Genomic DNA, 13,718 nt, shown 5'->3' with positions numbered 1-13,718 from the left:
GCATATTATTTATTAGATAAATTTTAAAGGTGGTCTTGTGTCTAAGTTTAAACCAACAAAAATAACATTGTTTTTACTAATAACCAATCTAGTATTAATAGGATATATATCTATCATAAAAATAAAAACAAATGTCCCCTTATATACATCATCAAATATATTTGAAAAAATAGTTCAAATTAAAGATATTTCACTTGTACAATACAACTATACAGGTATCATAAGCTTCAAAAATAACCTTACGTTTGGTGACGTAAGCCTCCCCCTTACATCAAAACACTTTTTAATTAAATATAACGGATATGTTAAAGCTGGTATTGATATGAATGGTGTAAAAATTGACGTATATAAAGACAAAGTTGAAATAACACTACCTGAGCCTAAAATAATTGATGTATATATAGATGAAAAAAGTATTGAAGTATATGATCAAAGCATGAACATATTAAATCCTCTAAAAATAGAAGATTATAACAATGCAATAATAGAAGAAAAAAAGAAAATTGAAAAGGATGCCCTAGAAAAAGGAATATTAGATCAAGTTAATAAACAGGCTGATTTGTTTTTAAGAAACATGCTAAAGGATATGGGGTTTAAAAATATCATAATAAAATAAAAATCGTTTAGGTTTATGCCTAAACGATTTTTTGGAAACAATACTTACATTTAATGGATAATTTCACATTTCACATGGGTGGCACTCATATATACCATTTCTTTTATAAAGCACTCTTCCATTCAATATATCAATTATTTCATCCGCTTCATCTATTGTAAATTCTCTAAAATTAATTACATCATAAACCCTTTTGCCCTTGACTAAATAAATCCTATTATTCTTACTAATAATCCTATCAAATTCAAAATCTGGTATAGACTTTCCATCTACAAATTCCTTATCTTTATATACAAAAATTGATTTTTCACCCTTCTCATACAAATATAAATTATCCAGTTCATCTATACCTAAAATATCAAACTCCTTAAATCTTGTCTTATTAACCTTCAAAACGACTCTTTTACCCTTATCATAAACAGCCCCATTAAAATCTTGATAAGTAAGCCTGTCCTCTTTATTTAGAAGCTCCATATCCTTTATTCCATTCTTATCCTTTAAAAACAGACTAACATTTTTCATAATATCTATTCTATACACCTTGTCTAACGAACCATTCTCTGTACCTGTTTCAACCAAAACATAAATAACATTTGTTAAGCTTGAATATTTTATATCCTTCACCCTAACAAAATTGTCAACTCTAAATGATTTATGCTCCATTTTATCCTTTGTATCTATATTATACGTCATTATCTTAATCTGATTATCGCTATAAATAAAATACAATATAATATTTCTATCATAAAGGGGCTTAAAATAGACAATATCACTGTCTTCTACTATTCTTTCAACCTCACTATCAGATTTAATATCCTTTAATATAACTTGTCCATTTAATAGATATGCAACTACATTTTCATCATTGGTAAGAGATATTAACTCTGCCCCATTTGGAATAGTTATCCCATTTTTCTTTAAAACACTCTTAATATTTGTTAAAGCTACTTCCTTTATTTCATCTGCCGACGCCTCAGCCAAAAGAATATTATTCACATAATACAAAGGCAGCACAGTCAAAACTACTCCAATTAAAGCATAAATAAATATCTTTTTTACAAACCTCATAAGCCATCACTCCTATTTCACAATAAAAGCTGTAGGAATTGCTCTCTCTCCTAAAATATCAGAAGGCTTGTTTACAACCCTTCCATCATAAAACATGGTAGTTGACGAACCACCATCTAAATTAGATGCATTGTATGCACCATATCTTAAAAGAATATCTTGAACTTCCTTTAAAGTTGCACCAATACTATCCTTCTGTCTACCATCTATAACAAGAAGAAGAACTGTTACATCCTTTCTCTGTCCTATTGCTGTTCTTGGTGCTATTCCCCAACCCCCATCACCTCTTTTTATTGTTGGCTTACCATTTACAATAAGTGGAGGACCAAAACTTATAGCATCCCTTATCTTTTTCTTTTTTATTTCCTTCAATGAATATGTCCCTACAATTAAAACGTCATTATCATCAAATCCAACAATTCCAAATTTATTACCATCATCCTTATATAATATATTTCCATTCTCTATAACAATTCCCGTTGGATGTCCACCTGTACCAGTAAAATTCTTATCTGCAAATCCACCAGCATTTACACCTGCCACGGCACCATATTTTTTAACTATCTGACTTAATGTCATCCCCCTATCTCCTAATCCATCTGTTGTTCCAACAGAAATCCTACTTGGATTATCAACTATCAATAGGTAACCTCTAAACTTTTTTGTTTCTATCATCACAAACTCAATATTATTATCCCTCTTTGAAACTACAACTTCTCCATCCTGCTGCTTTTCTATTTCTATCCCTGCTCTATTTTTTTCTAAAATTTTTTCTATTTCCTCATCAGACAAAAACAACTTAGCCAAATACTGATGCCTTAATGTAGTCATTGCAGAAGTAACAAATGTTTCCTTTATGTTTGTAAATGGACCATAAAAGACTAAATAAATTGCTAAAATTGGGCAAAATATTATTTGGAACAGAGTAAAAAACAGAGTTTCCTTAAGAACCCTCATTTTATCACCTCACATTCAAATACCACCCAGGCAAAAATACTTATCCATTTTATTTTATGGATAATGTCACATTTCACCTGGGTGGCACTTTTTTATATTGCTAATTCATATATAGCATTTGCATAAATTTTTGCACAAGCAATTAAATCCTCTATTGAAATATATTCATTTGCTTGATGTACAACATCCTCACGTCCTGGGAATAGTGGACCAAATGCAACTGTATTAGGCATCTCCTTTGCGTATGTTCCTCCACCTATCGCAATTGGCTCATTTCTCTTTCCAACATAATCGTCATATACCTTCATAAGCTTCTTTATAAGTTCATGTTCCTTTGAGAAATAAAGTGGTGCCTGATGTTCAAAGTTTTCAACTCTAATACCAATTTCCTTTATCCTTTCATTAAAAGGATTCATCATATCATCTAGTTTAAATGTCACTGGATATCTTAGGTTTAATCCAACTCTTACTCCATCTTCATTTAATTCTATTGTTCCAACATTAAATGATAACTTTCCTGATGGCTCATCCTCTAAGTATACTCCAAAGCTTCTTCCATCTGTTTCAAATCCTACGTACTCATCAAAGAATATTATGAAATCCTTTACATCACTATCTTCTATATTCATCTTTGCTAAAAGATTTATCATTTGCATTACTGCATTTTTACCAAGCTCTGGTGTACTTCCATGGGCTGAAACTCCATAGGATTTAATAATCATCGCATCTTCCTCTACAACAAACTCAATCTTATGCCCTGTTTCCTCAACATGCTTTAATACTACATCTTTTATATATTCTAAATCTCCCTTAATCTTTGCCTCACAGTAATCTGGAACCATATTTGGCCTATTTCCACCTTTTATATACTCCACTTTAATATTGCTTGGCTTTCTTTTAAAATCCTTAACTATATCAAACACAGTAAGCCCCTTTTCAGCATATATTAATGGGAACTCTGCATCTGGTGTAAACCCTAATACAGGTGGTTTTTCTTTACTTAAATAGTATCCAATCTCCTTAGAGCCTGTCTCCTCATTTGTACCAAATATAATTCTAACTCTTTTATTTAATTTTATCCCTAGTTCTTTAATGGCATATAAACCATATAATGCCGCAATAATTGGCCCCTTGTCATCCATTGTTCCTCTAGCATATATCTTTCCATCATGAATCTCTGCAGCATATGGTGGGTAAATCCATCCATCTCCCTCTGGCACAACATCTAGGTGACCTAAAACAGCCACATAATCTTCCCCTTCTCCATATTCAGCATATCCAACATATCCGTCTAAATTAGCTGTCTTAAATCCTAACCTTTCTGATAGCTTAAGCGCATAATCTAAAGCCTCAGCAACTCCTTCACCAAATGGCATCCCCTCCCTTGGTTCTCCTTCAACACTCTTAATCCTACAAATCTCCTGAGTGCTCTTTACTATTTCTTCCTTTAGTTCATCAATCTTTTTGTTTAAAATCTCCATTTCCCACAACCTCCTAAATTAAGCTCTTTTTCTTTTTTTCTTTATAATATTAACAGCATCATGAAGCTCTTCCATTTTGAAGAGGTATGCTGCTAAACCATAAACTAAAACTCCAAGTGTAATTGAAATACCTACATTGATTAGCTGTGCTAATTTTGATACACTTCCAATAAACTTTTCAACAACTAAACTTGATAGGAACACAACTACACCCATTGCAACTGAAGCAGCTATAGATTTAGTTAGAGAAACAATAACTTCCCTTGTTCTTAGTCCATTTACCTTCTTTCCAAGCATTCTGTATAAAAGGACCATCTGAAGTATTGCAGCTAAGGAGCTTGTTAGAGCAATTCCTCCTATTGCTAAGCCACTAAATTTAACAAATAGTAGATTTAAAGTTATATTGAATACAACAATTAATGCTCCAATCTTAACAGGTGTTTTTGTATCCTGAAGTGAATAAAAAGATCTTGTTAAAACCGGAACAGCACACTGCCCTAATATACCTAATGCATAAAATGAAAGTGCAAAGGCAGTAACTAAAACGTCCTGCTCTGTAAATTTACCTGTTTTAAATAGAAGCCTAACAATAGGCTTGTTTAACACAACAAGTCCAACTGTCGCAGGTATAGTAATAAATATTAGTGTTCTTAGTCCCTGAGAAATCACAGCTTTATACTCATCAAACTCTTTTCTTGCAATGTGTGCATTTAGTGTTGGAAAAATTGCTGTTGAAACACTAGCTCCAAATATTCCAACAGGAAGCATCATTATTCTTTGCGCATATCTTAGGGCTGTTATACTTCCTTGGTCTAATATAGATGCAATGTTTTGATTTACTACTAGGTTTATTCTAAGTATTGCAAGCCCTAAAAGTGCTGGCCCCATAAGTCTAAGCATCCTTCTATAGCTTTCATTTTTAGTATTTAATTCAAATCTAAATCTCTTTCCTACCTTTAAAAAGTTTGGAACTTGAACCCCAAAATTTAATAAGGCTCCAAGTATAACACCAGTTGCAAGTCCATATATACCAAACTTTCCACCTAATAAAATAGCTCCTATAATAATTCCTACATTATATAAAACAGGACCTAATGCCGGAGTTGTAAATATTTTATATGAATTCAAAATTCCCATCGTAAGCCCTGCACAAACAGTAAAGCTAACTGATATTGTCATAAAACGAGTAAGCTTTACTGTTAATGCATACGTTGCAGGATCCTTTGCATTACCAATTGCAACAAGAGGAATTAGATATTTTGCTAAGGCATAGTATAAAATATTAAATATTACTATAAAAATAAGAGCAACAGTAATAAAAGTATTTGCAGCCTTCCATGCTCCCTCTTCATCTTCCTTTGCAAGATGCTCATTAAATACAGGCATAAATCCTGAGCTTAAAGCACCTGCAACAAGCAAATCGTACATCACATCTGGAATAGTAAAGGCAGCAAAAAAAGCATCAGTTACAGAATTTCTTCCAAAAACCTTAGCTATAATCATCTCTCTTATAAAGCCAAGTATTCTGGATAAAAAATAAATTATCATAAGAAAAAACGTAGTCCTCTTTACATTATTCTGCTTTGTCATTGCCTTCTCCTTTCTTTTCCTTTAGTATAACTTCAAATAAAAACTTTGGAAGCACCATCATCCTTTTATATCTCCATGGCTCCTTAATAAGCCTGTACATCCACTCTAATCCTAAACTTTGCATCCATTTTGGAGCCCTCTTTATATTACCACAAATTACATCATAACTTCCACCCACTCCCATAAGAAGTGGTACACCTAATCTTTCCATATTCCTTTTAATAAATAACTCTTGCTTTGGACTTCCCATCGCAACAAATAACACATCTGGTGTTTTTGATTTAATATATTCTATAACCTCATCTTCACTTTCAAAATATCCATCTCTTACACCAACAATATCAAGCCCTTTATATCTTTCCTTTAAAATCTCTGCAGCCTTTTCTGCAACACCAGGCTTTGCACCTAATAAAAACACTCTATAGCCTTTTTCTGCAGCTCTTTTACATATATTTTGCATTAAGTCAATTCCTGTAACCCTTTTTCTTATTTTTCCACCCTTCAATCTTGAGGCAATTAAAACACCAACTCCATCTGGTATTTTAAGTCTAGCACTATTTAATAAACTCCTTAAATCTTCATCCTCTTTAGCCTTCATTATTTTCTCTGGATTTATAGCAACAACAAAACTTAGTTTTTTATCCTTGATTATTTCATCTACTTCTTTTAGAGCCTCTTCCATGTCTATTGCACAGACCTCTACTCCGAAGTACCTTTCAATATACATCAAGTCTCTCTCCTTATTTAAAAATTCTTCATATGCACTTAAATATTGCTCTGCCATATTTTTTATTGAAAATTTACTTGATGCATGTTTATAAAGCCTTTGTCCTAAAATATATGCAATATCCTTATTTTCAATTAAGTATATTATGTCATGAAAAAGCCCATCTACATCTCCAGGTTCAAATAACAACCCATTTTCTCTATCTATTATGATTTCCTTAACACCACCAACATTTGAAGCAACCACAGTTTTATTATATTTTGCAGATTCTAAAACTACAAGTGGAAAACTCTCTGAATATGATGTTAAAAGCGTAAAATCAGATATATAAATATATTCATCGGGCTTCTTAAATCCTGTGAATAAAATATTATTCCTTAGACCTAATTCATATGCTTTATTTTTTACCTCATCCATTATAGGCCCATCACCTACTAATATAAAAAGAGGATTAAAACCTCTATCTACAACCTTCTTTGCTGCTTCAAGAAGTATGCTATGGCCCTTTATTGGGTGCATCCTTGCTATCATAGTTATATATGCATCGTAACCATGTATACCATATTTATTCAAAATCTCATTCTTATCAAAGTCTAATTTTTTGTCAAAATCTATTCCATTATACACAACATATATTTTTTCTCTTTCAAATCCCCTATCAATTAACATATCTTTAAAACTATTAGAAACTGCAATATATCCATCAAACATTTTTAAAACATACCTATTTATATTACTATACACAAGTGTCTTATATTTATTTCCTCTATAATCCTGAAGATAATCACTATGTATGGTTGTTACATATAATGCTGAATATCTCTTTTTTAAAAAATATCCTATAAAGTTTGCTCTTCCACCATGGCAATTTATTATGTCAATCTTTTTCTCCTTACATAATTCACAAATTTTATCTACTACAGACAAATCAAACCTTTTATTCTGTTTTATAAGAACAATATCAAGTCCTAATTCTTTAGCTTCTCTATATAAGTCTCCTTCTAAAAAACAAACTATTGTACTATCTATACCTCTTCTTTTAAACTCTAATGAAAGGGTCAAAAGATGAACTTTTGACCCTCCCTTTTCACCACCACTTATAATATGAAGCACCCTCATAATTGCCTCCATCAGATCTTCATAAGTTTTATTCCATATTCCTTTAATTTTTCTTCTTTACCTTCAAATAAATTTCTTGTATCTAAAATTACTGTTCCCCTACTTATCACCTCTAGATACTTATCATCAAAATTGTCATAATCCTTCTGCTTTGCAAGTATCATAATTGCATCCTTATCCTTTAAGGCATCTATTATATCACAAACCTTAAAATCATATTCTGTAGGAACAGCACTATCATATGCAAAGACCAACGCTCCTCTTCTTTGTAGAATCTTTACAATTTCAATTGGAGGGCTTATTCTATCGTCATTTGAATAATCCTTCATAGCAAGACCAAGCACACCAATCTTTGATCCTTCTAATGTTTTACCTTCTTTTAATAACATTGACTCAAGCATATTTACCATAATATTTGGTAAATTACTATTCTTAAGTCTTGCCAATTTTAATAAATCTAAATCTACATTAAGTTCTCTAGCCTTTGGTTCTAAATAGTGATATGCATTTGGTATGCAGTATCCTCCAACCCCTGGTCCCGGGGTTAAAAGGTTTACTCTCTTATGAGTATTTGCAACCTTTATAACCTCATATATATCTATTCCTAGAGCCTCAGTAAATCTAGCAAACTCTTGTACCATAGCTATATTTACATCTCTTTGAACATTTTCAAATACCTTAGATGTTTCAACAATCTTCATATCACTTGCAACAATAACATCAGCTTTACATACAACCTCTAAAAGTTCCTTTGCCCTCACTGCACTTTCTTCATTTATACCAGCAACAACAGTTGGCATATAAGCAAATTCATAAAAGGCCTTACCTTCTGCTATTCTCTCTGATGAATACGCAAGATAAAAATCAACTCCTGCCTTCATACCTGATTCTTTTTCTAAAATTGGTAAAAGTTTTTCTTCTGTTGTTCCTGGTATTACTGTACTTCTTATTACTACTAAATCCCCTTTTTTAAGGTTCTTACCTATAACAGTAACGCAACCTAAAAGATCACTTAAATCATGTTCCCCATTTCTTATTGGAATTCCAACAGTTACAACTATATTGTTGCACTTTTTTAGAGCTTCTTCCATATCAGTTGTTGCTCTATATCTTCCTGCATCAAGCTGTTCTCTTAAAATTTCTCTTATTCCCTTTCCTTCAAATTCTTCAGTATGATGAGTAATTCCATTGTTTATATCATTTACAAGTGGTTCTACAACATCCACACCATATACATTACATCCACGCATAGCAAAGCTTAATGCAAGAGGAAGACCGACAAAACCTTGTCCAAATACAGCGACGTTTTTATATTGTTCCTTCACCATTAACTTCACGCCCTTCGATTAAATATAGTTTATAAACAATAGCTGTTAAAACCCATGCAAACACATTAAGCTGTGGTATAAACATCAAGTTATTAAAGAAATTTTGGAAGAGATATGCTCCCCAAAAGGCTAAATTTGCTAAAGCAAGATTTTTTAATTTTTCTATTTTGGTATGTTTATAAACTTTATAATTCATAAAAACTAATATGCCATATATAAATATAAATAATAAACCTCCAAAAACACCTAGCTCTGCAAACATTTTCAAATAAGAATTATGAACACTAAATTGACTTCTCCCTAAATTCAATTCAGGATATTTTTTAATATATTCAGCATATCTATAAAGATAATTGCCATTACCAACTCCTGTTAGTACATGATCCCTAAACATCAAATATCCTGTTTTCCACAACTTTAATCGTTCACTATTTGTCAAATTAGTTAAATCAAAAGTGGAAATAAACCTTGCTCTTAAACTTGGAATTAAAACTACTAAAAACAAACCAAATGGTATAGAAAATAAAAGCCTTCTATATTTCAACATAGAAATTACAATCAAACCTATGATAAAACCAAACCATGAACCTCTAGTCAATGTTAATATTAAATTAATCAAGTATAATAATATTATAGAAATATTAATTATTTTATTTTTTTCATCTTCTATAAGATTAATAATAAAATAGTAAATTATTAAGTTTATAGCGGCTCCATAATAATTGGGATTTACAAACGTTGAATATACCCTTCCCCTTCCAAATAATAAAATTGAATCTTTAAATTCTGATTTGTTTAATACAAATTGAATTAACCCATAAAATGCTGATATTAACATAGATATATTAAAAACTATAAATCCTCTTTTAGCATTATCTTTTTCTATAAAATATATACAAGCTATAAATAATAAAATATATTCTGTAAAACGCAATGTTTCACTAACAACAATTGACTTATTTTTAGCATAAGTTATTGAAAATACAGAAAATAAAATAAATAAAATTGATAAAACAGTTAATCTCTTTATTAGCTTGTCTTTAAAAAACTCAAATCTGTATATGTCTTTTAAATATAAGATAATAAATAAAATTAAAATAATAGAACCAAAGAAAAAATCAGCCGATATAGGTATACCTTTTATTTTTTCTTTAATTGGTAATATAGGAACCCAAAAAAGAAACATATACAAAAATACACTTAAAATATTTTTCCTTGTCATATTTTTATCCTCCATAAAAAAGCAGACATTTGTCTGCTTTTAATATGCACCTTCTTTTAATAAAACAACTTTGAATGTTTTAAAGAAAATCTTAATATCAAGCCATAAAGAAAAATTTTTTACGTATTTTACATCATACTCTATTGTTTCACCAAGAGATAAATCCCCTCTTCCATTTACTTGAGCAAGTCCTGTAACACCTGGTTTAACTAATAATCTTATTTTATCATAATCTGAATATAAATTCACTATATCTTGTATTTCTGGCCTTGGACCAATTAGACTCATATCCCCCTTTATTATATTAATAAGCTGTGGAAGTTCATCTAAACTTGTTTTTCTTAAAAATTTTCCTGATCTTGTTATTCTTGGGTCATCCTTATCTTGAAAAACAAAGCTTTTTAAATTTTCCTTATCTACCTTTTTATTAAACATTTTATCCGCATTCTTTACCATCGTTCTAAATTTATAAATAGTAAATGGAACACCATTTTTACCAATTCGTGTTTGTTTAAATATTGCTTCACCCTCAGAGTCAAGTTTGATCCATAGAATTAGTATTAAAAAAAGTGGACTTAATAAGATTAAAAGCGCTAAAGAAAAAACAATATCAAATAACCTTTTTATTGCAAATTGTATTTTTTTCTTTTCAAGTTGTTTCTTTATCTCATCTATATTTACTTGCTGCATATATCTTACCCCCATATTTTATCTCGAAAGTTTTGTATTTTTTTCCATTATCCTTTTTGATTTTAATATATAAAACACAAATAGTCCTTCTAAAAAACCTAATCCATAGCCTATATGTAATATAGGAAATGTAGGAATAACATACTTAATTAACCCTCTATCATTTTTTGATACTCTAACAGAAAAAAATATATCACACACTAAATACAATAAAGCTTGAAAAAACCATAGATAAAATATTATCTTATTAATTAAACCAAAAATAATACCTAAAATATTAACAAGAATAAAAATTAATGGCACAAGATGTCTAAGTGAAGCTGGTTTACCATGTTTTTGCATGACTCTTACTTTCCAAAAGCCATACTGAAAATATTGTTTCCATAGTTTTCTATATGAAGAACGCGCGTAATACCATGATTTAATTTTAAGTGAAAGTAATATTTTATATCCTGCTTTAGATACTCTCAAATTTATTTCATCATCTTGATTTCTAACTAATTCTTCATCAAAGTAACCAACTTCATCTAACACTTCTCTTCTATAAGCTGCAAAAGGTACTGTATCTACAAACCTTTCTTGGGTTGAATATCTAAAAAGAGCATTACCTACACCAAAAGGAGAACTCATAGCAAGGGAAATTGCCTTACCTTTTTTATCATTATTTATTGTTTCTATAGGTCCTCCCACGCAACCAATTTCCTTGTTATCAAGCAACTTTACATTTTGTTCAATAAAATCTTCTTTAGCAAAAGCATGTGCACTAAATATAATTAAAATATCTGCTTTACTATTTTTTATACCTATATTCATTGCTTTTGGTGCTGTCAAACCCTCATTATTTATAAGTTTAATAAAGGAATATTTTTTTACATATTCCTTTACAATTTCTCTTGTTCCATCAGTAGACATACCATCACAAACTAATACTTCATAATATCTTTTATCATATGTTTGATTTATAAAGGAATCTAAACACTTAGATATATATTCTCTTTCATTTCTACAAGGTATAACAACAGATACTGTCTTCATATTTCACCTCTCTTGATTTTCTAATAACTGATCATTAGGAACATCTTTTAAATATCTAGCTGGGTTTCCTGCAACAATTTGTCTAGGATTAACATCCTTTGTTACAACTGAACCAGCAGCAACAAAACCATCTTCATATATAACCTTACCTGGAAGTATAGTAGCTTGTGCTCCTACCCTTCCTCCCTTTTTTATAGTCACTCCTTTAAAATGTTTAAACCTCTCTTTACTTCTTGCAGCAAAATTATCATTAGAAGTTACTACACCTGGTGCAATAAAAACATAGTCTTCAAGTTCTGAATATGCTGTTATATATGCATTAGTTTCAAGTTTACAATTTGAACCTATCTTACAGAAATTTTCAATTGCAACACCTCTACCAACTATTGTTTTGCTTCCTATCTCCACGTTTTCTCTAATAGTTGATAAATCTGCAACAAGAGTATTTTCTCCTATTACACATCCACAATATATGATTACACATGCTCCTATTAAACATCCATCACTTATTTTACAAGGTGAGAATTCTCCATCATCTTTAAAAATACTATTTATCGCTCTCATTGGTTTCTTACCTATAACAGTATTGTCGTCTATTCTTACATTGTTTCCTATAATAGTTCCTTTATGTATTACAACGTTATTCCCTATAACACAATTATCTCCTATATGTACATCATCTTCAATTGTTGTAAACCTTCCAATTTTAACATTTTTACCAATATGAGCTTTTTCTGATATATAATACATAAAAACCCCTCCTATTATACAACCTAAGGCTTATCGCCTTAGGTTAACTTCCTTCATATCTAATGTTGAGAAATCATGTAGTGGCAATTTAACTGGCATGCCAGTTTTTTGTGACTTATAAGCTGCTAAAATAATTTCCATTCCCTTTTTTCCTTCAATACCATTTATTAAAGGTTCTCTATTATTTTTTATTGCTTCAATTACATCCTTAAAAAGAGGTGTATGCCCATATCCATATACTGTATCTGGATCATCTTCTTGATTTTTTAGTATTTCCTCTTCTGAATCTTTTCCATCTTCAAATCTCCATGTCTCTATCCTATTTACTGCAAGCCCTCCTATTACAACAGCTCCTTTTTCACCAAAAATACTTAATGTTTCTTCCAAATTCTTTGGATAAACGCATGCACTACCTTCAACTATTCCTATGGAACCATTTTTAAATCTAATAATAATAGCACCAAAATCTTCAGCCTCTATATCTCTTATAAAATTACCTGTTTGTGCATAAACTGTTTCGACTTCTCCTCCCATCATCCATTGTAAAAGATCAATATCATGAATACATTGGTTCATAAGTGTTCCACCATCAAGTTCCCATGTACCTCTCCATGGTGCTTGTTTATAGTAGTTCATATTTCTATTCCATCTAATACTTGCCATACCATTTATCAACTTTCCAAATCTATTTTCCTCAATAGCCTTTCTTAGCATCTGAATAGGTTTATTAAACCTATTTTGATGGCAAACAGCTAATTTAACTCCTGTTTTCTTAGCTGTTTCAATCATTAAATCAGCATCTTTTATTGATAGTGCCATTGGTTTTTCAACAATAACATGTTTTCCTTGTTCCATTGCATATATTGCTATTTCTGGGTGATATCCACTCTCAGTTGCTATTGTTACTACATCTATATCCTCATTCTTTATCATTTCTTTATAATCAATATAAACTGCCACATCTAATCCTGTTTTATTTTTGTATTCTTTTGCTTTTTCTTCTGCTTTTTCTTTAACAACATCACATGTTGCTACTAAAACAGAATCTTCAAAATTATTTGTTATTGCTTCCACATGTTTATATGATATTCTTCCGCAACCGATTATTGCAAATTTTAATTTATTCATATTGCAC

12 protein-coding genes are annotated in these 13,718 nt (G+C 30.6%); 1 reads left to right on the top strand and 11 read right to left on the bottom strand.

All coding sequences use genetic code 11. The features are described 5' to 3' along the window. The first annotated feature begins 37 nt into the window (after nucleotides 1-37). Nucleotides 38-616, top strand: a complete 579-nt coding sequence (locus TCEL_RS03565; protein WP_040683735.1) for a DUF4230 domain-containing protein — start codon at nucleotides 38-40, stop codon at nucleotides 614-616. 63 nt (nucleotides 617-679) lie between these two features. On the opposite strand, the gene TCEL_RS03560 is transcribed toward TCEL_RS03565, so the two are convergent. From TCEL_RS03560 to TCEL_RS03505, 11 genes are all read right to left on the bottom strand, one after another. Next, the gene (locus tag TCEL_RS03560; protein WP_018661201.1) at nucleotides 680-1,684 is read right to left on the bottom strand and encodes a hypothetical protein; all 1,005 of its coding nucleotides are present in this window, start codon (nucleotides 1,682-1,684) and stop codon (nucleotides 680-682) included. Nucleotides 1,685-1,696: 12 nt separating this feature from the next. Then, nucleotides 1,697-2,641: a phosphodiester glycosidase family protein gene (locus tag TCEL_RS03555; protein ID WP_018661197.1), complete on the bottom strand. Its 945-nt coding sequence runs from the start codon at nucleotides 2,639-2,641 to the stop codon at nucleotides 1,697-1,699. 92 nt (nucleotides 2,642-2,733) lie between these two features. Then, nucleotides 2,734-4,122: a dipeptidase PepV gene (gene pepV / locus TCEL_RS03550; RefSeq protein WP_018661194.1), complete on the bottom strand. Its 1,389-nt coding sequence runs from the start codon at nucleotides 4,120-4,122 to the stop codon at nucleotides 2,734-2,736. Between the two features lie 18 nt (nucleotides 4,123-4,140). Further along, nucleotides 4,141-5,712, bottom strand: a complete 1,572-nt coding sequence (gene murJ, locus TCEL_RS03545) for a murein biosynthesis integral membrane protein MurJ (protein ID WP_018661192.1) — start codon at nucleotides 5,710-5,712, stop codon at nucleotides 4,141-4,143. After that, complete coding sequence (locus tag TCEL_RS13160; RefSeq protein ID WP_018661189.1) at nucleotides 5,696-7,558, bottom strand: WecB/TagA/CpsF family glycosyltransferase; 1,863 nt, start codon at nucleotides 7,556-7,558, stop codon at nucleotides 5,696-5,698. Before TCEL_RS13160 ends, murJ begins: the two co-directional genes overlap by 17 nt. Nucleotides 7,559-7,569: 11 nt before the next feature. Further along, complete coding sequence (locus TCEL_RS03530) at nucleotides 7,570-8,886, bottom strand: nucleotide sugar dehydrogenase (RefSeq protein WP_018661187.1); 1,317 nt, start codon at nucleotides 8,884-8,886, stop codon at nucleotides 7,570-7,572. Further along, nucleotides 8,867-10,108 carry an O-antigen ligase family protein gene (locus tag TCEL_RS03525; protein WP_018661185.1) on the bottom strand — a complete coding sequence of 414 codons (1,242 nt, stop codon included), beginning with the start codon at nucleotides 10,106-10,108 and terminating at the stop codon, nucleotides 8,867-8,869. The genes TCEL_RS03530 and TCEL_RS03525 overlap by 20 nt, the downstream gene beginning before the upstream one ends. A 39-nt stretch (nucleotides 10,109-10,147) precedes the next feature. Next, nucleotides 10,148-10,798, bottom strand: a complete 651-nt coding sequence (locus TCEL_RS03520; RefSeq protein ID WP_018661183.1) for a sugar transferase — start codon at nucleotides 10,796-10,798, stop codon at nucleotides 10,148-10,150. Nucleotides 10,799-10,816: 18 nt separating this feature from the next. Beyond that, on the bottom strand, nucleotides 10,817-11,833 hold the full coding sequence (locus TCEL_RS03515; RefSeq protein ID WP_018661182.1) for a glycosyltransferase family 2 protein: 1,017 nt from the start codon (nucleotides 11,831-11,833) through the stop codon (nucleotides 10,817-10,819). 3 nt (nucleotides 11,834-11,836) lie between these two features. After that, nucleotides 11,837-12,583: an N-acetyltransferase gene (locus TCEL_RS03510; RefSeq protein ID WP_018661180.1), complete on the bottom strand. Its 747-nt coding sequence runs from the start codon at nucleotides 12,581-12,583 to the stop codon at nucleotides 11,837-11,839. A 30-nt stretch (nucleotides 12,584-12,613) separates the two neighbouring features. Beyond that, nucleotides 12,614-13,711, bottom strand: coding sequence for a Gfo/Idh/MocA family protein (locus TCEL_RS03505; protein WP_018661178.1), 1,098 nt, complete (start codon nucleotides 13,709-13,711; stop codon nucleotides 12,614-12,616). Nucleotides 13,712-13,718: the final 7 nt, after the last annotated feature.

Source organism: Thermobrachium celere DSM 8682, from assembly GCF_000430995.1.
GTDB lineage: Bacteria > Bacillota > Clostridia > Clostridiales > Caloramatoraceae > Thermobrachium > Thermobrachium celere.
This window is presented reverse-complemented; position numbering and strand designations above follow the sequence as displayed.